Annotated in this window: 15 protein-coding genes; 5 read left to right on the forward strand and 10 right to left on the reverse strand. The window is 70.8% G+C overall.

The features are described 5' to 3' along the window. Positions 1-22: 22 nt before the first annotated feature. The 3 genes from KGQ19_RS51870 to KGQ19_RS14450 form a co-directional block, all read right to left on the reverse strand. A complete protein-coding gene (locus KGQ19_RS51870; RefSeq protein WP_212009638.1) occupies positions 23-3214 on the reverse strand; it encodes a helix-turn-helix transcriptional regulator in 3192 nt (1063 codons plus the stop codon). Between the two features lie 34 nt (positions 3215-3248). Continuing rightward, complete coding sequence (locus KGQ19_RS14445; RefSeq protein WP_212009639.1) at positions 3249-3422, reverse strand: hypothetical protein; 174 nt, start codon at positions 3420-3422, stop codon at positions 3249-3251. 316 nt (positions 3423-3738) lie between these two features. Then, positions 3739-4740, reverse strand: coding sequence for an aldo/keto reductase (locus KGQ19_RS14450; protein WP_212009640.1), 1002 nt, complete (start codon positions 4738-4740; stop codon positions 3739-3741). Positions 4741-4849: 109 nt separating this feature from the next. Between KGQ19_RS14450 and KGQ19_RS14455 the strand changes: the two genes are divergently transcribed. Then, positions 4850-5053 carry a hypothetical protein gene (locus KGQ19_RS14455; protein WP_212009641.1) on the forward strand — a complete coding sequence of 68 codons (204 nt, stop codon included), beginning with the start codon at positions 4850-4852 and terminating at the stop codon, positions 5051-5053. A gap of 96 nt (positions 5054-5149) precedes the next feature. On the opposite strand, the gene KGQ19_RS14460 is transcribed toward KGQ19_RS14455, so the two are convergent. The 6 genes from KGQ19_RS14460 to KGQ19_RS14485 form a co-directional block, all read right to left on the reverse strand. Then, positions 5150-6055, reverse strand: coding sequence for an arginase family protein (locus KGQ19_RS14460; protein ID WP_212009642.1), 906 nt, complete (start codon positions 6053-6055; stop codon positions 5150-5152). Between the two features lie 165 nt (positions 6056-6220). Next, positions 6221-7849, reverse strand: coding sequence for an ATP-binding protein (locus tag KGQ19_RS14465; RefSeq protein WP_230418643.1), 1629 nt, complete (start codon positions 7847-7849; stop codon positions 6221-6223). 15 nt (positions 7850-7864) lie between these two features. Then, positions 7865-9394, reverse strand: a complete 1530-nt coding sequence (locus KGQ19_RS14470; RefSeq protein WP_212009643.1) for an SCO6880 family protein — start codon at positions 9392-9394, stop codon at positions 7865-7867. A gap of 239 nt (positions 9395-9633) precedes the next feature. Further along, positions 9634-10986 carry a hypothetical protein gene (locus KGQ19_RS14475; protein ID WP_212009644.1) on the reverse strand — a complete coding sequence of 451 codons (1353 nt, stop codon included), beginning with the start codon at positions 10984-10986 and terminating at the stop codon, positions 9634-9636. Next, positions 10976-11878: a DUF8175 domain-containg protein gene (locus KGQ19_RS14480; protein WP_212009645.1), complete on the reverse strand. Its 903-nt coding sequence runs from the start codon at positions 11876-11878 to the stop codon at positions 10976-10978. The genes KGQ19_RS14475 and KGQ19_RS14480 overlap by 11 nt, the downstream gene beginning before the upstream one ends. 147 nt (positions 11879-12025) lie before the next feature. Next, positions 12026-12364, reverse strand: a complete 339-nt coding sequence (locus KGQ19_RS14485) for a DUF8827 family protein (RefSeq protein WP_194892784.1) — start codon at positions 12362-12364, stop codon at positions 12026-12028. A 250-nt stretch (positions 12365-12614) separates the two neighbouring features. Here KGQ19_RS14485 and KGQ19_RS14490 point away from each other — a divergent pair, with 250 nt between their 5' ends. Continuing rightward, positions 12615-13751 (forward strand): C40 family peptidase, encoded by a 1137-nt coding sequence (locus KGQ19_RS14490; RefSeq protein ID WP_212009646.1) that lies wholly within the window; start codon positions 12615-12617, stop codon positions 13749-13751. Positions 13752-13881: 130 nt separating this feature from the next. On the opposite strand, the gene KGQ19_RS14495 is transcribed toward KGQ19_RS14490, so the two are convergent. Further along, entirely contained in the window at positions 13882-14247 is a 366-nt protein-coding gene (locus KGQ19_RS14495) for a nuclear transport factor 2 family protein (RefSeq protein ID WP_212009647.1), read from the reverse strand. Positions 14248-14380: 133 nt separating this feature from the next. Here KGQ19_RS14495 and KGQ19_RS14500 point away from each other — a divergent pair, with 133 nt between their 5' ends. From KGQ19_RS14500 to KGQ19_RS14510, 3 genes are all read left to right on the forward strand, one after another. Then, complete coding sequence (locus tag KGQ19_RS14500; RefSeq protein WP_212009648.1) at positions 14381-15850, forward strand: MFS transporter; 1470 nt, start codon at positions 14381-14383, stop codon at positions 15848-15850. Between the two features lie 135 nt (positions 15851-15985). After that, entirely contained in the window at positions 15986-16753 is a 768-nt protein-coding gene (locus KGQ19_RS14505) for an ABC transporter ATP-binding protein (protein WP_212009649.1), read from the forward strand. A 14-nt stretch (positions 16754-16767) separates the two neighbouring features. Continuing rightward, complete coding sequence (locus KGQ19_RS14510) at positions 16768-19326, forward strand: ABC transporter permease (protein ID WP_212009650.1); 2559 nt, start codon at positions 16768-16770, stop codon at positions 19324-19326. Positions 19327-19459: the final 133 nt, after the last annotated feature.

Raw genomic sequence — 19459 nt, forward strand, 5'->3', positions numbered from 1 at the left:
CCCGTGATCGCTGCCCGCCGCGCTAAGCGTCCTCGAACACCCGCAGCCGATGCGCCACCGCCGCGGCCTCCCCGCGCCCGGCCACGCCCAGCTTGGCCAGGATGTTGGACACGTGCACGCTCGCGGTCTTCGTCGAGATGAACAGCTGCTCGCCGATCTGCCGGTTGGACAAGCCCTGTGCGACCAGCGCCAGTACCTCCAGCTCGCGCGCGGTCAGGCCGAGCGGGGTGCTGGAGTCCGTCCCCCGGCCGCCGGGTGCCGGGGCCGCGGGCATGCAGTCGCTGATGTCCAGGCGCGCGCGCCGGGCCAGCGCCTGCACCTCCTGGCACAGGGGGCCGGCCGGCAGGGTCGCCACCGCGCGGACCGCGTGCCGCAGCAGTTCGGCGGCCTGCTCGCGGTCGCCGTTGGCGGCGCTGGCCTCGGAGGCACGGAAGTGGATGTACGCGGCCTGATGTGCGTGCACGCCTTCGCGCGCCGCCAGTTCGCTCGCGACCGCCCACTCCGCGGCGCCCGCGACGCCGCGCCAGCGCGCCAGTTCCGCCGCCACCTGCGCGGCGGCCGCGGCCTGGCTCGGAGTCAGCGCGGGGAGCCGGCCGGCCCGCTGGGCCAGGGCGGCCACCGTCGCGGCGCTGGCGGTGTCGGCCGGGGCCAGGCCGGAACGGGACGCGGCGCGGGTCGTCTCGGCGTGGTCGGCCTCGGCCATCGCCATCGCGGTCAGGACGCGCCAGGCGTAGCGCTCGTCGCCGAGGAACTGCGGCTTGTCCAGGAACGCCTGGAACGCCGTGCGCGCCTCGGTGACCGAGCGGGTCAGCCAGACCGCCTTCTCGATCTCGCGCCGGATGCCCGGCAGCGCGTATTGGTGCTCGAAGTTGCGGCTCGGGATGCGCGCGCCGAGTGCCAACTCGCCGCGGGCGTGCTCGCCCCGGCCGGCCAGCAGCGCCAGATCGGCCAGGTACTCGTGGGTGGTGGCGCCGTGGATGCCCGGCGGGTCCAGGTCCAGGCTGGCGTTCAGGGCGGCCAGCGCCTCGTCCCAGTCGCCGAGCGCGATCAGCGACTCGGCCATGTTCAGCCACAGCATGCTCTCGGCCACCCGCAGCCGGACGCCGCGCCGCTTGAGCTCGGCCAGGCCCGCGCGGGCCACCTGCACGCCTTCCTGGTGCCGGTCAAGCGTTTCCAGCGCGCTGCACAGGTTGATGTAGCCGCGGCCGATGATGCCGGGGTCGCCGTAGCCCAGCGCGTCGATGATGGCCTGCCGCAGGATCGCCAGGCCCTCCTCGTGGGTGCCGAGGGAGACCTGCCCGGCCAATACCGTGCCCTTGGTGATGGCCGCCGCGATCCGGTACAGATCCGAGTCGATCTTCTCGGCCAGCAGCGCGGTCTCCTCGGCGAAGCGCAGCGCGGCGTCGATGTCGTCGGATGTCAGCATCTTGATGAAGGAGGCGCTGTTGGTGATCTGCACCCGCACCTGCGGACAGGTCTCGCCGTCCACCAGGTCCAGCGCGGCCCAGATGTCGGCCATCCCGTCGCCCCGGCCCAGGATGTGGTGGTCCCGGCTGCGCAGGTGGTGCAACAGCGCGGCCAGCTCCGGGTCCTGGTCCGCGTCGACCCGCTTCAGGGCCTTGTCGGTGAGGAACAGCGCCCGATGCGGGTCGGCGGCCAGATGCGCGGCGCAGGCGGCCTTGTAGAGCAGCCGCGCGTAGGCCAGACCCGGCTCCGGCACCTGGTCCCACAGGTCCAGCGCCCGCTCCAGCATCTGGTGTTCCTCGACGTACGCGTACCGCGCGTCCGCGGCCTCGGCGGCCCGCAACGCGGCGTCATAGGCCCGCGGATAGTCCCGTGCCGAATACCAGTGGTGCGCCAGCTCGACTTCCCGCGCTTCGGCCGCGACCAGCGAGGGCTCGTCCTCCAGCAGTTCGGCGTACTTGCGGTGCAGGGCCGAGTGCTCGCCGGGCAGCAGTTCGTTGTGCACGGCCTCGCGCAGCAGCGCGTGCCGGAACCGGTAGCTGGTCGGCGTCTCGCCGGGGACCAGGATGTGGGCCTGGAACGCCGGGCGCAGCTGCTCGTTGAGCTCGTCGTCGGTGGCCCCGGTGACCAGCAACAGGAACCGGTGGTCGACCGGCGGCAGGGCGGCCGACAGCAGCCGCAGCACCCGTTGCGTGGGCTCGGGAAGCTGCTCCACCTTGATCAGCAACAGGTCCCGCAGGGTGTCCGAGAGCGAGAAGCCGCCGACGTCCGAGGGCATCAGGTTCGACCCGTCCGAGGCCACGCACGCCAACTCCTCGGTGAAGAACGGGTTCCCCTCGGCGCGCGCGAACACCTCCTCGGCGAACCCCGGCGGCAGATCCCGGCCGGTCTTGCCGTAGATGGCCGCCAACTGCTCCGCGGTCTCCCCGGTGGTCAGCGGTCCCAGATCGATGCGCCGCGCGCCCCGGATCCGGTCCAGCTCCGCCAGGAACGGCCGCAGCGGATGGCCGCGGTGCAGGTCGTCGGTGCGATAGGTGCCGACGATCAGGACCCGCGAGTCGCGCAGCGACCGGGACAGGAAACCCAGCAGGTCGCGGGTCGACCGATCGGCCCAGTGCAGGTCCTCCAGGACCAGCAGCAGCGTCTCGGCCGATCCCAGGTCCTCCAGGAGCCCCAGGACGGCGTCGAACAGGTGCCCCCGGACGGATTGCTCACCGGCGCGCGTCACGGCCGGGAGCGCGTCGCTGTGCCGCTCCATGCCGGCCGGGCGCATCATCGGGCCGCGCGGGGAGTCGTCGCCGGACAGGCCCTCCGCCAGCTCCGGCAACAGCCAGGCCAGCTCGCGCCGCCGGACCCCGTCGCCGTCGCCGAACGCGCCGGGCCAGTCCCGCAGCAGCTGGCGCAGCGCGGCGACGAAGGGGGCGTAAGCCACTCCTTCGTCGCCGAGTTCCGCGCAGCCGCCGATGAGGACCCGGATGTCGGTGGCGGGGCTCTGGTCGGTCCGGTCAGCAGGATTCCCCGGGTTCGCCTTGGTGCCGCCCGTGGTCGTGGTCGCGGCCGCGACGGCGGGCGTCGGATCGGCGTCGAGCAGCGGCCGGACGAACTCCTCGATCAGCCGGGACTTGCCGATTCCGGCGTCCCCGCCGACCACCACCACCGCGGGTTCGCCCCCGGAGGCGCTGGCCAGCAGCGACCGGAGCTTGGACAGCTCCGGCCCGCGGCCGACGAAGACGGGGCTCACCTGGCGCATCGACACATGGTCGAGCATCGCACAGGGGTCCCGCTCAGGTCATCGACCTTTCACCGGAACGTGATACTGCGTGCACGGTATGTACCTTGTCCGGGCAATTGTCTGTGGTCCGGCGGGCACGCTTGGCCAGCCCGTGGCGGCGAGCCTGCTCGATCAGCTCGGCACGGCGGGCGTTGGCGATCTCAAGGGTGTAGACGGTGTTGTTCATGGTTTCGGTTGCAGCCTCTCGTGCGATCCCACTTCGGTGACGTGTACTAGTCTCCGGCGGGAGGCACCCCCTACACATGAGGCAACAGGCCAGTCCTTGGCCCCTGAGGTACCTTAGGTACGACCCTCGGGTACCTCAGGGGGCCTTACTGCACAGCCGATGGGGCTTGTCGAAGCCTTATCGGACTTGGGCTGCTCGGCTTAGCAGACGCTTAGTGCCTGCTCCGGCGCCTGCTCCGGCGCCTGCTCAGCGCTCGCTCGGCATCGGTTCGGCAGCTGTTCGGCTGTTGTTCGGCGAGACTTCTCAGCGGGATTTCTCAGCGGGACTCCATCCGCTGCCCGGAGGTCGGCGAGTAACGCTCCCCGGAAGCCGCGCCGTGCGGCACCGCGGCCTCGATCCGGGCCAGCTGCCCGGCGGTCAGCTCGATGTCCGCCGCGGCCGAGTTCTCGTCCAGGTACTTGATCCGCTTGGTGCCCGGGATCGGCACCAGGTCCGGCCCCTGGGCCAGCAACCAGGCCAGGGCCAGCTGGACCGGCGTGTGCCCGGTCTCCTCGGCGACCGCGCGCAGCTCCGCCACCAGCTTCAGGTTCGCCTCCAGGTTGCCGTCGGAGAAGCGCGGGTTGTCGCGCCGGAAGTCGTCGGGGGCCAGGCCCTCCAACGAGGTGATGGCGCCGGTCAGCAGTCCGCGCCCGACCGGGGAGTAGGGCACCACGCCGATCCCGAGTTCCCGTGCGGTCGGCAGCACTTCGGCCTCGATGTCCCGGGTGAACAGCGAGTACTCGCTTTGCAGGGCGGTGATCGGGTGCACGGCGTGCGCGGCGCGCAGCGTCTCGGCGTTGACTTCGGACAGGCCCAGGTAGCGCACCTTGCCGGCCCGCACCAGCTCGGCCATCGCCCCGACCGACTCCTCGACCGGGACGTCGGGGTTGCGCCGGTGCATGTAGTAGAGGTCGATGTGGTCGACGCCGAGCCGGCTCAGCGAGGCGTCGACGGCGGTGCCGATGTACTCGGGGTCGTTCCGCACGGTGCGCTCGTCGGTCTCCGGATCGCGGTGGATGCCGAACTTCGTCGCCAGCACCACCTTGTCCCGGCGGCCGCCGGTCAGCGCCCGCCCGACCAGCTTCTCGTTCTCGCCCCTGCCATACATGTCGGCGGTGTCCAATAGCGTCACCCCGAGATCGTCGATCGCCCGGTGCAGCACCGAGATCGACTCCGCTTCGGACTCGGGTGTGACGCTGTAAAACTCGGACATACCCATGCAGCCGAGTCCCAAAGCCGAAACCCGCGGACCGTCACTCCCGAGGATGCGGTACTTCATGCAGCAACTCCCGTCGCAGAAATCACCCGTCACCCGCACGGCTCACCGTCGTTGGACACCGTGTCTGGAAGACGGTGTCGCTCGACGTCGCGGAGACTGGAGGACATATATGAGTGTCGCAAGTCTTGACGGTCACGTCTCCCCGGATTACCGGAACTGGGTGGGGGTGCTGTTCGCGGTGCATCGCAAGGTCGAGGTGCGGGGGATGGACGGGGAAGCGGGACCGCGGTTCTGCACCTGCGGGGATGTCTGGCCGTGCCGGAGTGAGGAGCAGGCGGCCCGATTACTGGACTTCCCGTTACCAGGGACCTGATAACACGCGGTCCGCGACGTCGGTCGCGGACCGCTGTGGGTTCGGCGGTGATCGCTTATCAGGATCCTGCTGAAGGATCCTGCTGTATGAGAACCCTTAGTATCGGCGGCCCTGTCCGAGATGGCCGAACCCCTCGGTGAGGACGTCGACCAGCAGCCGCGCGTAGCGGCCGTCCGGGTCGTGATCGGGGTCGAAGACGCCGACGTCCCCGCCGACCGCGCCGGGGGCGAGGGCGGCGACCAGTCCGGCCAGCTGGTCGGCGGACAGGCCGCCGGGATCGGGGCTGTCGACCGCGGGCATCACGGCCCCGTCGAGGATGTCCACGTCGACGTGCAGCCAGTAGCCGTGGAGTTCCGCGCGGTCCAGCTGCGCGCGGATGCGGGCGGCGGTGGCGGCGACGCCGTCCTGGAGGATCTCCGCGGCGCGGATCGTGAGGCTGATGGCTTCCTGGACTTCAGCCATCTCCTGGTCGTCCTCGCGACATCCGGCGTGCACGGTGTCCGCCGGATCGAAGTACGGCCCGAGCCCGTCGATGTCGGCGATCGCCGGCCAGTGCCGGCCGATGAGCGCGGCCAGGTCCTCGCCCGCCAGCGAGGCGCAGGCGTCGGAGTTGCCGGGGTTGCGGAAGTCGGTGTGGCCGTCGAGGTGCACCAGGCCGTAGCGGCCGGTCGGACGCAGCGCCAGGCCGCAACCGATCAGCAGGCTGCAATCGCCGCCGATGACCAGGGGCGCGTCACCCTCGGCGCGGATCTTGCCGATGCGCTGCGCCAGCCGCCGGGAATGGTCGATGATCGCGTCCTGATTGCGCAGGCGTCCCGGGCGCGCGTCGTCCTCGTAGCGGCCGGGGAGCACCACGCCGGCGTCCCGGGCGCCGAGCTCGGCGAAGCGGGCGTACAAACCGGCCTCGCGTAACGCCTCCGGCGCCTTGGCAGTGCCGGGGACGGTGGTCGGGCGCAGGGGACGCAGGCCGAGGTTGGTCGGTGCGGACAGCAAGGCGATCATGCAGCCATGCTAGGCGGCGGCTGTTCGCCCGGCTATCGGTAATCCGGTGGAATGCCGGTAACCCGCCGCGGCCTGACCGGTTGATAGCCAGTAGTCCGTACATCTACCGGCAACCCGGTCGATTGCCGCCAACCCGATCGATGGCCGGGTAAAGCGAGCGGTCGGCTACCGGTCCCAGACCTCCGGCGGCTCACCGGCCGTGTGATACGGCAGCTCGGCCTTCTTCCCGAACAGCGTCCCGGCGATGGCTGTCAGCTCGTCGTCCCCGTCGTCGGTGATCGGCTGCACCTCCCACCGCTCCTCGCGGCGCGGCAGCGGATGCTGGTTGCCCGCCGCGATCGCGCGTACCGGCGTGGCCGGGGCCGGCAACGCGGCCAACCGTTCCGCCTCGGCCGCCTCCAGTGCCGCCGCTTCTTCCTCGGCGGTCCCGGCCGGCAGGGCGGCGGCGGTGGCACTGGCGAGGATCGCCGCGGCCTCCGCGGAGGTCTCCGTCATGGCGCGGTCGGTGAACACCAACGGGCGTTCGTGCTCGGTGACGATGTGCTTCACCACCTGCACGTCGCCGTTCACGTCCCAGACCGCGATGCCCGGTGTCAGCGATGGGATGATCTCCACCGCCCAGCGTGGTAAGCCCAGCACCTTGCCGGTAGTTCGGGCTTCATCAGCCTTCTGCATGTACACGGTGCGGGTGGAGGCCATCTTCAGGATCGCCGCCGCCTCGCGGGCCGCGGCGCCGTCCACGACGTCCGACAGGTGGTGCACGACCGCCACGAAGGACAGGCCCAGGCGCCGGCCGAACTTCAGCAGCCGCTGGAACAGCTGCGCCACGAACGGCGAGTTGATGATGTGCCAGGCCTCTTCGACCAGCAGGATGCGCTTCACCCGGTCCGGCCGCAGCCAGGTGTGCTCCAGCCAGACGCCGACGATGGCCATCAGGATCGGCATGCCGATCGAGTTGCGGTCGATGGCCGACAGGTCGAAGACGATCAGCGGGGAGTCCAGGTCGATGCCCTGAGTGGTGGGCCCGTCGAACATGCCCGCCAGGTCGCCGTCCACCAGCCGGTCCAGGACCAGCGCGACGTCCAGGCCCCAGGCCTGCACGTCCTCTATGGTGACGTTCATGTCCTCGGCGGCGCTGTTCAACGGCGTGCGCAGGGCCTCGACCACGTCCGAGAGGATCGGCTGGCGGCCGTACTTCAGCGCCGCGTCGCCGACCCGCAGGTGCGCGGCCTTCAACGCGTAGCCGGCCCGCTCGTCCAGCGGCCGGCCCTGGGCCACCTCGACTATGGTCCGCAGCAGCGCGAGCTGGCCGGTGGTGGCGATCGCGGGGTCCAGCGGATTGAGGCAGATGCTGTCGCCGTGCACGCCGTGCGGGTCCAGGCGGACCGGGGTGACGCCCAGCGACTGGGCGATCAGGTGCCACTCGCCGACGCCGTCCTCGCCCTGCGCGTCCAGCACCACCACCTGGCGGTCCTTGAAGCGCAGCTGGCGCAGCACGTAGGTCTTCTCCAGCGCCGACTTGCCGTTGCCGGACTCGCCGAGCACCAGCCAGTGCGGGGCCGGCAGCTGCTGGCCGTAGAGCTGGAAGGGGTCGTAGACATAGCCCTTGCCGGAGTAGACCTCGCGGCCGATGATGACGCCGGAGTCGCCCAGGCCCGGCGCCGCGGTCGGCAGGTACACGGCCTGCGCCTGCGAGGACGAGGTGCGCACCGGCGGGCGGGCGGTCTCGACTTTGCCGAACACCAGCGCGGCGAAGCCTTCGGTCAGGGAGTCCATGATCGAGCGTCCGGCCATGACGTATCAGTCTCCTTACTTCCGCAGCCCGGTCGCGAACGGCAGGGTGTTGGTGAACGCCCTGTGGTGTTCGCGGTCGCACCACTCCAGCTTCAGGAACGACTTGCCCGCCGAGGCCCGGATCGTGCGCTTGTCCCGGTTCAACGGGTCCGGGCCGCGGGAGGAAACGGTGATGTAGCCGACCAGGTTCACCCCGGCCGCGCCGGAGGCCAGGTCCTCGCCGCGCTGGTCCACGCGGCCGGCGTGGGCCCGCTCGCGCGGGTCGTCGACCCGGCCCAGCTTGGCCTGCCGGGAGGCCTCGGCATCGGTGTTGATCTTCTCGGTGAGCATCCGCTCGATGGCCACGTCGGTGGGTTCCAGGTCCATCGTCACCGCGACTGTGCGGATCACGTCCGGGGTGTGGACCAGCAGCGGTGCCAGGAAGTTCACGCCGACCGGGGTCAGCGGCCACTCCTTGATCCAGGCGGTGGCGTGGCACCAGGGCTCGGCGGTGGTCGACTCCCGGGTCTTGGCCATCAGGAACTGCGGGTGGGTGGCGTCCAGCTCGGCCGGCCAGGCGTTGCGCCGCGACATCGCGTGCAGGTGGTCGATCGGGTGGTCGGGGTCGTACATGGAGTGGATCAGCGAGGACAGGGCGACCGGACCGAGCGGCTGGCGCACCTTGATGTCGGCGTCGGCCAGCCGGGCGCAGATGTCGGCCAGTTCGCGGGCCATGATGATGCCCAGCCCGACGTCCACGGCGCCGCGGCCGATGACGTAGGCCTCCGAGGCCAGGTCCTTGGTGTAGGGCATGCAGGCGACCAGATAGGCCCGGTGCTGCTCGGAGGAGGTCGAGACCATCGACAGCAGGTGCTCGTAGGACTCCTGGAGCCACTGCGGGGAGTGCTCGTCGCCGCGGCGGGCCACGTCCTTGGCGTGCGCGTCCGGGTCGGCCGGCAGCGTGCGGGCCAGCATCTGCAGCCGGGTCACGAAGCCGTCGCCGTTGGCCACGTGCCGCAGCAGCGTCCCGAACCGGTCAACCAGCGACTCCTGGTCCTCGGAGTCGCGCGACCCGACGCCGGGGCCCTCGATCTCCAGCGTGGCGGTCACGGTCCGGCGGTCCAGGTGCATCAGGACCGCGATCTCGTCCGGCCCGAACTGCGCGCGCAGCCAGCGCAGCCGGCCCACGCCCGGCGGCGGGCCGATCTCGACCTCGGCGCCGTCGATCCGGGTGCCGGCCTCCATGGCGCGGGAGCGCCAGGCGGCCTGCGGGGAGCGCAGGAGCCGTTTGTAGGAGCGGTTGATCTCGAACCACTTGTAGATGGTGCGGCCGTTGTAGGGCATGAAGACCACGACCAGCGCCAGCGCCGGGCCGGCCAGGATGCCCAGGACCTTCAGGAACGTGGTGGGCACGAAGAAGCCGGACAGCAGCGAGATGCCGCAGCAGATGACGATGACGCCGATCTCGCCGGTCTCGCGGTTGCGGCCGATCAGCGCGCTCGGCTTGGCCTTGCCGAGCAGGTAGGCGCGGCGGTACTGGGGAGGCTCCTGCTGAGCGGTGCTCACGGCCGCGCCCCCCGTCGGCCCCCGGTCACGGAACCGGCCGCCGCGAGGCGGTCGTCACTGCTTGGCGTGGTGCTCACGGCGGTGCCTTCCAGCGGAGGTACAGGTGATCGTGGTGCGCGGCCGGGTTCTCTCCTCGACGCTACCTGGGAAAAGCGGAAAGCGGGATCGCAGAACACGAATTCTTCGGTGTTCGAGCCCGCGTGCTCGCTCATCTGGTCCTGCCTCCTCACCGGGCTCGGTCACGAACCGCCGCGCGGGGGCGGCGGGGTCTTGGGCACGACCGGGGCGTGCGCGGCCTGCAGGCGCGAGGCGGAGGTCGCCGAGCCGCCGGTGCCGCCACCGCCGGTGTTGCCGCCGCCACCGGCGCTCCCGGCGTTGCCGCCGCCGGCGCCGCCCTGGCCGCCGTCGGCCCCGGGCCGCACCGTCAGGGCCCGGCCGGTGTGCGCCGCGATCCCGGCCGCCGCACTGGCCCCACCGGCCAGCGCGCCGACCGACATCCCGGTGATCGCGCTGCCCATGTTCCCGGCGCCACCGCCGGCGAAAGCCCCGCCCATCCGGTTGCCATGCGCGGCCATCCCGTTGCGCATCGTCCCGGCCGGCGAGGTGAACGCGGCACTGGTGATGGCCGCCTTCCCGATCTTCGCCGCCCGCTCCTTCTGCAGCGTCAGCATGTCGTCGCCGAACGCCGGCACGAACCGGTAGACCAGCCCCGAGGCGAAGATCGACAGGATCATGATGGCCAGCCCGCTCAACACGGCGCTGAACGAGTCCTGCGGCCCGGAGGACACGGCGGTGGCCAAGGACAACACGATCACGATGATCGGTTTCACCAGGTCGATCGAGATCATCAATCCGACCCACCGCCGGATGTGCCCCCACATGGCCCGGTCGACGAACCCGGCGTACACCGCGGTCGCCAACGCGGCGCCGACATACAGCATCGCGGCCCGGATGATGAGCTCCAGCCACAGCAAAGCCGAGGCGATCATCGACATCACGGACACGAAGATCAGCATGATCGGCCCGCCGCCCAACCCGGAATTCGGGTCCAGCGCATGCGAAAACGACGCCAGGAACCCATTCCGATCCGCGGTGGACCCGTTCCCGATGGCGTCGGACACACTGTCGGTGATCTTCACCATCCCGGCCAGGATCACCGGCGTGAAGGCCGAAGCCAACACGGCCATCCACAAGAAGCCCGTCGCCTCACCTATCGCGGTGACGATGGAGTCGCCCCGCACCGCCCGCTTCACAACAGAACTGAGCCACAGCAATACGGTCAGGATCGCCGACGCGGCGAAGACGATCGCGTACTGCTTCAGGAAGCCCAGGTTGGTGAAGTTGACGGTCGCGGTCTTGGAGATGGCGTCCGACAGATTGTTGATGACCCACTGCGCCGCCTCCGCGCAGCCACGCGCGATGGAGCCCAGCGGGTCGGTGATGGCGTCGCCGGTGGTGACGCCTCCGCCGCCCTGGCCGGGTGGGGAGGGGGTGCCTCCGACCATCTGCTGGGTGTTCTCGCAGGCGTCCTTGAGCTTGCCCGTGAGCAGCGCGCACGGATCGGCTGGCGCGGTGAGCCAATCATGGGGCATAGCGGAGCCTCGCGAACTGCTGGACGGCCTTCTGGAGGTCGCTAGACGAGGACACCTGCTGTCCGGCCGGGACCGGCGTGGGGCCATCCGCCTGAGTGAAGCTACTCCACTTCCAGTCTCCGTTTACCCAAGTTAGGTTCAGCGTGACCGTGCTCCAGGTTTCGGATACGGGATGCGTCGAACCCTGGCCCGCCGTTCCGGAGATCATGTTGATCCACACGGCGACCGTCGCCTTCGCCGGGCTGTAGTTCGCGACCGTGGTCCCGAACGGCACCGCCCGGCTCACAAAGCTCTGACCCGTCGGCGCGTTGCCGTTCTTGTCCAGTCCGAAGCCCTGCGCGGCCAGCGAGAAAGCCTGGTCCAGTTGCTGCTGCAGGGTGTTCACTATGGCCGGGTCGGCGATCTCCTGCACCAGTTTGTGGCGGGAATCCGCCGTCATCATCGCCTCGGAGCCATAGGCGGCGACGAAGTTGGCCGCGGCGGCCGTGGCACCGTCCTGCGTGTCCGGGTAGCCGGTCAGGACATCACCGTTCTGCGCGGGGAACGCAGGGCTCGAAGGCGCACTCGCCGGAGCACTCTGCCCCACCGTGGCCGTCGCCGGCGGCACCCCGCCCCCGACGCCCGTGCTGGCGCCCTGGCTGGCGGCGCTGTTGTTGTGTTTGCTGCTGCTGATCGCGATGATGACGGCGACCACCACGACCAGTGCGGCCAGTGCCAGGACGCCGCGGCCGCGGCGTCCTCGGGGGGCTTTGAACTCGCCTTCGTAGGGGTCTTTGGGGAGGCGGATGACGGTTTGCGGCTGCTCGATGCGCGGTGCGCGTCCGGGCCGGCCGCGGCGCGGGGCGCCGTCGCCTGTGCGGCCCGGACCGCCGCTACCGCCGTCGATAACCATGTTCAAGTCTCCCCACCCCGGACGTCCCGGTCGTGTTACATCGTCGTCGTGTCGGGCCACCAGTTCCTAACAAATACCCGGATGGCTTCTTCGGGGTTTGCCGGGCGGCGCGTGGTGGCAGTGCCTCCGGTCGGCCGCGGCGGTCGGTCAGATCGCCATGCCGTAGACGATGGTGAACAGGGTTCCGAGGGATCCGATGATGAACACACCGGTCAGGCCGGCGACGATCAGGCCCTTGCCCTGCTCGGCGGAGAAGGTGTCGCGCAGGGCCGTGGCGCCGATGCGCTGCTTGGCCGCGCCCCAGACCGCGATGCCCAGGCAGATGATGATCGCCGTGGCCATGATGACCTCGATCATCACCCTGGCTTCGTTGCCGACCTTGCCGAAGGGTCCCCAGTTCGGGGCGATCCCGCCGATGATCGTGTTGATGTCGTTGCCGCCGGACGGGGGCGCCGGCGTCGGGGTGTCGGTGAGGAACGTGGCCACGGTGTGCGCCGCGCCATGCAGAGCTTGCAGTGCAGACACGATGACCGCCTGCCTCCAGTCCTGTGGTTATAACGGTGGTGTTCGTCGTACTCACGATGTGGTGTCACTGCCGGTAGCGTAGGGAACTCAGTCTACGAGGATGACGCGGACGGCAGATACCTTGTCTATGGTGTCGTTTTCCTCTATCCGTCCGCGGCACACCTTGGTTATCGGTTGATCCGATGATCAACTGAAGGGAGGAAGAGGCCTGATGAAGACATCCATCGTCGTCGGCGCGTCATTGGTGGCCACCCCCTTTCTTCTGGTAGGCGCGATCGTCGTCGGCACTATGAGCGTGGCCGCCGGCAGCTCCACCGTGAGCCCCGTCGGCCGGATCGCCGACGGCACGGTCCCGGCCGCCGACGCCGCGCTGATGGAACAGTACGGGCACATGTGTCCCACCCTGACCCCTTCACTGCTGGCCGCGCAGCTGTATCAGGAATCAGGCTTCGACCCGACCATCGTCTCCTCGGCCGGAGCCATAGGGATCGCCCAGTTCATGCCGGGGACATGGCCCAACTGGTCTTCCCCCAAGGACGGCGACGGTAAGCAGGATCCGCGCAATCCGGCCGACGCGATCCCGGCCGCCGCGCGCTACGACTGCGCCATCTCCCACCAGCTCTCCGGAATAGGCGGTGACGCGGTGGGCCTGATGCTGGCCGGTTACAACGCCGGTCCCGGCGCCGTCGAGCAGTACCAGGGCATCCCGCCCTACTCGCAGACCCAGGACTACGTGAAGAACATCGAGGCGCTGGAGCAGGCCTTCCGCGCCCCGGACCCGGTCATGGCGCCGTCCGATCTGGCCGTGCGCGCGATCGCCTACGCCTACAACCGCCTCGGCACCCCCTATGAGTGGGGCGGCGACGGCACCGACGGCAAGTTCGACTGCTCCGGCCTGGTCCAGGCCGCCTACACCTCGGTCGGCATCCAGATGCCGCGCACCGCCTCCGAGCAGTGGTACACCGGCCCGCACATCTCCACCAGCCAGCTCCAGCCCGGGGACCTGGTCTTCTACGCCACCGACCTGTCCGACCCCGGCAGCATCCACCACGTCGGCATCTACGTCGGCGGCGGCGTGATGATCGACGCCCCGCACACCGGTGCCTTCATCCGCTTCGACCCGATCGGCGCCGCGGACTACCTGGGCGCCACCCGGCCGCAGCCGCTGGTGGTCGGGGCCGCGCTGGACGCCGCGACGCCGCAGGCCAAGCGGACGACGACGCCGCCGGGAACGCAAACGCCCCAGAACCCTGCGAACCCGGCAAACCCGGCGCCCGGGACACCCACGCCGACCGGGGCACAGCTGCCGGCGATTGCGCCGAAGACGGCAACCACCTCAAAGCACTGAGGTAGCTGACCGAGGAACCACCTGAAGCAAGCAGCCGGGCCGCGCGCCCCCAAAAAAAACGCCGAGGGCGGCGGTCGGAGCCGAAGCTCCCGACCAGCCGCCCCTGAGCGTTCCTGAGCGTTCACGCGGTTCACATCGCGGGAACCTTGTCCAGGAACCCGGCCACCGCCCCGATCCGCCCGTCCGGCGCGATCAGCGCCACGTCGAACCCGACCACCAGCGCCTCCCCGGCCCCCGGCGCCAGCTCCCACGTGAAGCGGACCACGTCGTGATGCGCGTCCGGCTCGCCGGCCAGCCGGAACGTCAGCCCGGCGAACTGGGCCTGCGCCCCGCCGATCAGGGTGCTGAGTTCATCGTGGCCGTGCACCGAGGCCAGCGGGTCCGTGTACTCGATCTGCTCGACGAAGACCTCCGCGACCTTCGCGGCCCGGGCGGCCTCGTCGGTCTCGTTCCACGCGGCGATGTAACCGTCGATGAGGTTCTTGATGTCGGTCATGGCTGTGCCTTCCGTTCCGGCCCCCGGTCTGCCCGGCGGCTTCTGCTCTCAACGATGCGGTCCGGGCCCATGACCTCGCGATTACCTGCCAGGTAATCGTCTCCATGACCCCCGCGAGGCCATCGTTGAGGCCATGACCACTACAGCGATTCGGCCGGCGACACCGGCGAGCACGGCGCCGCAAGCGCCCGCATCCGCCTCCGGCACCAGCCGCGAAACGGCCCGAGCCCAGAACCTGACCCTCCTGGTCCTGCTCGCGGGCATCTTCATGACCACCCTCGACATCTTCATCGTCAACGTCGCCATCCCGGCCACCCAGCGTGATCTGCACGCCTCCCCGGCCGCGATCCAGTGGATCGTCGCCGGCTACGGCCTCACCGTGGCCGCCGGCGTGATCACCGCCGGCCGGCTGGGCGACATGTTCGGCCGCCGCCGGATGTACGCGCTCGGCATGGCGTTGTTCACCGCCGCGTCGGCCGCCTGCGGGATGGCGCCGACCGCGGACCTCCTGATCGCCTCGCGCATCGTGCAGGGCGTCGGTGCGGCGCTGCTGAGCCCGCAGACGCTGGCCATCATCGGCACCGCCTTCGAGGGCGCCAAGCGGGTCCGCGCCTTCACCGCCTACGCCCTGGCGATGGGCCTGGCCGCGGTGTTCGGCCAGCTGATCGGCGGGGTGCTGATCGACATGGACTTCGCCGGCCTGGGCTGGCGCAGCTGCTTCCTGATCAACGTCCCGGTCGGCGCGCTGGCGCTGACGCTGGTGCCGCGGGCCGTGCCGGAGTCCAAGGCCGAAGCCCGGACCCGGCTGGACCTTCCCGGGGTCGCGTTGGTCAGTGCCGCGCTGGTCGCCACCGTCCTGCCGCTGATCCAGGGGCAGAGCCAGGGCTGGCCGCTGTGGACCTGGCTGAGCTTCGGCGCCGCGCTGGTGCTGTTCGGGGTCTTCGGCTGGCACCAGGGCCGGCTCGCCGCCGCCCAGAAGTCGCCGCTGGTCGACCCGGCGCTGTTCCGCACCAAGGGCTTCACCCGCGGCATCATCGCCCAGATCGTGTTCTGGATGGGTCAGGGCTCGTTCTTCCTGGTCTTCGCCCTCTACCTGCAACTCGGCCGGGGCCTGGACGCCCTGCACGCCGGACTGGTCTTCACCGCGATCGGCCTGGGCTACCTGCTCACCTCGATGGTCGCGCAGAAGCTGGCCGTGCGGCTGGGCCGGCAGACCGCGGCCGTGGGCACCGCGCTGATGGCCGTCAGCCTGCTCGACCTGATCGTCACCATCCACCTCACCGGCACCCACGGCTCGCTGCTGTGGATGCTCCCGGCGCTGGCCGCCGACGGCGCGGGCATGGGCCTGGCGATCGGCCCGCTGGCCGCCGGCGCGATGGGCCGGGTCGCCCCGCACCACACCGGCGCCGCCTCGGGCGTGGTGTCCACGGTGATGCAGGTCGGCGGGGCGGTCGGGGTCGCGGTGATCGGGATCGTCTTCTACTCCGCGCTCGGCTCCTCGACGACGCCGGCCGCCTACACCCATGCCTTCACCTCCGGGCTGGAGCTGCTGGTCGGCGTAGCGGTCGCGGTGACGGTCCTGCTGCAGTTCGACAAGGACTAGTGCCAGGCGCGAGAACGGCGCGATCATCCGGCGCAGGCCGGGGGTCGCGCCGTCCGGCTGTCTCCGGAAGAAGTACCCCCGAAGCCTCCCGTCGTACGACTACACCGCAGGCGTGCCGAAGGTGGAATCGACGGTATGACCACCACGACCAGCTCCAGCTCCAGCTCCAGCACCAGCACGGTGCCCGCCGCCCGCGCGGTGGCGGCGGTCAAGCAGTACGGCGGCGGCGACGCGGCCGTCCGGGCCCTCGACGGCGTCACGGTCGCGCTGCCGGCCGGCCGGTTCACCGCGATCATGGGCCCTTCCGGATCCGGCAAGTCGACGCTGATGCACTGCCTGGCCGGGCTGGACCGGCTCACCTCCGGCGAGGTGTACGTCGGCGACGTCGAACTCGGCGCCGCCTCCGACAAGCAGTTGACGCTGCTGCGCCGGGAGAAGCTCGGCTTCGTCTTCCAGTCCTTCAACCTGCTGCCCACGCTCTCGGCCGCGGAGAACATCACCCTCCCGCTGGATCTGGCGGGCCGCGCCCCGGACCGGGAATGGCTGGACACGGTGATCAGCACTGTCGGCCTCGCCGACCGCCTGAAGCACCGCCCCGCCGAACTCTCCGGCGGCCAGCAGCAGCGGGTGGCCGTCGCCCGGGCTCTGGCCTCGCGCCCCGAAGTGGTGTTCGCCGACGAACCCACCGGCAACCTCGATTCCCGTTCCGCGGCCGGGGTTCTGGGCCTGCTGCGCACCATGGTCACCAGCCTCGGCCAGACGCTGGTGCTCGTCACCCACGACCCGTCGGCCGCCGCCTACGCCGACGAGGTCCTGTTCCTGGCCGACGGCCGGCTCGTGGACCGGCTGGAGCTGCCCACCCGGGACGCGGTCCTGGCCCGCATGCAGCGGTTCGGCGAGTAAGGGGACTGACGGACATGCTCACCATCGCGCTGCGCAACCTCACCGCCCGTCGCCGCCGGCTGATCGGCACCTTCCTCGCGGTGTTCCTCGGCGTCGCCTTCCTGGCCGGCACCCTCACGTTGAACGCCACTCTCTCCCGCAACTTCTCGAACCTCTTCGCGTCCGCCGACACCGGCGTCTCGGCCGTCGTCCAGTCGGACACACTGATCTCCACCAACGGAGGCGCGGCCTTCGGCGGCCTGCGGGCCCCGGTGTCATCACAGCTCGCTGACACGCTGCGCGGCGTGCCGGGCGTGGCCGACGCTCAGCCCGAGATCGTCGGCTACGGCCAACTGCTCGGCGCCGACGGCAAGGCGGTCGGCGGAAACGGGCCGCCGCGCACGGCCGGCAACTGGATCCCGTCCGCCGCCTTGAACCCGTACCACCTGCTCGCCGGGCGCGCGCCGCGCGACGTGCCGGCCGGGCAGCCGGTCGAGGCCGTGATCAACCGGGGCGCGGCGGACTCCGCACATCTGAAGATCGGCGACACCACGATCGTGCAGACCCCGCTTCCGGTGCGGATCACGATCGTCGGGATCGCCGGATTCGGGACGCAGAACGGGATCGGTCAGGTGACGTACGCCGGGTTCACGCAGGCGGTCGCGCAGAAGTACCTCGCGCGGCCCGGGCAGGCCTCGGAGATCCTGATCGCCGCCAAGCCCGGCGTATCGCAGGCCACTGTCGTCGCCGCTGTTTCGAAGATGCTCCCGCCGGGGGTCTCGGCGATCAGCGGCGCGGAATACACGAAGGCGACGACTGACGCGATCGGGTCGGCGTTCCTGACGTTCTTCAAGGGCTTCCTGCTGGTGTTCGCGGCGGTGGCGTTGCTGGTGGCGTCCTTCTCGATCCACAACACCTACACGATCCTCATCGCGCAGCGGACCCGGGAGAACGCGCTGTTGCGGGCGTTGGGCGCGTCGCGGGGACAGGTGCTGTGGTCGTCGCTGATCGAAGCGGCGGCGCTGGGGCTGGCGGCCTCGGCGGCCGGCGTCGTCGGCGGGCTGGGGATCGCGCAGGCGCTGAAGGCGCTGTTCGACGCGGCCGGATTCGCTTTGCCCGCAGGGGGATTGGCGGTGACGCGGACGACGATCGCGCTGGCGTTGGTGGTCGGCGTCGGGGTGACCGCCTTGGCGGCGCTGTCGCCTGCGGTGCGGGCCTCGCAGGTGCCGCCGTTGGCGGCGCTGCGGGAGGCGTCGGTGGGGGAGACACGGTCCGGGTTCAGCCGGGTGCGGAGCCCGATCGGCGGGGTGTTGCTGGTCGGCGGCGTGGCGTCGGCGATCGCCGGCGGGTCGCTCGCGGTGGTCGGCGCCGGGGCCGCGGCCACGACGGTCGGTGTGGTGATGCTCGGGCCGGTCGCGGCGCGTGGAGCGGTGCGGGTGCTGGGATCGGTGGTCACGGTCGGTGGGCGCCTGGCGGGGACTACTGGTGTCCTGGCGCGCCGTAACGCTGCCCGGGACCCGCGGCGCACGTCGGCGACGGCCACCGCGCTGATGGTCGGGGTCGCGGTGGTGACGCTGCTGACGGTGTTCGCCACGTCGGTGAAGGCGTCGCTGAAGTCTGATGTGGACCGGTCGTTCGTCGGGGACCTCGCGGTGTCCGCGCCGGCGTTCGGCGGCGGCGGGCTCAGCCCACAGCTGGCCGCCGATCTGCAGAAGGTGCCCGGTATCGAGGCCGCGGTGGGGATCGGCCAGGGGACGGCTTCGGTGGCCGGGTCCGCGACGAACGTGACGTTCGCCGACACCGGGAAGCTGAACGAGACGATGTCGCTGGACGTGCGGGCCGGGTCGGTGGCGGCGTTGGCCGGGGGCCGCGCGCTCGGGGTCTCGGCGTCCGAGGCGAAGAAGCATCCGCTGGGGAGCCCGGTCCCGATGGTCTTCCCCGACGGCACGACCAGCACGATCCCGGTGGGCTTCGTCTACGGGCCGCGCGGGTCCCTCGACGGGTACCTGATCGACGCCGCGGCATGGTCGGCACACGCGAACCAGGTCACTGACAGTTCGGTCATCATGAAGCTGACGCCGGGCACCTCGGTGGCGGCGGCGCGTCCGGCGGTGACGGCAGCGGTGGTGCCCTACGGGAGCCCGGATGTGCAGGACCGGCAGCAGTACGCGGATTCACAGGCGTCCGGGGTCGATGTGGTGCTCACGATCTCGTACGTGTTGCTGGCACTGGCGATCGTGATCGCACTGGCGGGGATCGCGAACACGCTGGCGCTGTCGGTGCACGAGCGGACACGCGAACTCGGCCTGCTGCGCGCGGTGGGACTGACGCGGAGGCAGACCAGGGCACTGGTGCGGTGGGAGTCGTTGTTGGTGGCACTGTTCGGGACACTGGGCGGCGTGGCACTCGGCACGTTCCTGGCCTGGGCCCTGGTGCGCGCTGCCGGCAGCTCGACGGCCATCGGCTTCGCGGTCTCGCCCGGAACGCTGGCGCTGATCCTGGGTGCCGGGGCGCTCGCGGGTGTCGCCGCCGCGACCCGCCCGGCGAGGCGGGCGGCGCGGTTGGATCTGCTGGGGGCTATCGCGACGGAGTGAGGCGTGCGGGTCGGGCGCTGAGCGCGGCGGTCTTTGGCGGTATCGGGGGCATCGGGGGCATCGGGGGCATCGACGGCGCGCGGTGCAGGAAGTCTTGCGGCTGGGGTGGTTCGCGCCTGGGGTGGTTCGGGGT

Source organism: Catenulispora pinistramenti, from assembly GCF_018274385.1.
In the GTDB taxonomy this organism is placed as follows: domain Bacteria; phylum Actinomycetota; class Actinomycetes; order Streptomycetales; family Catenulisporaceae; genus Catenulispora; species Catenulispora pinistramenti.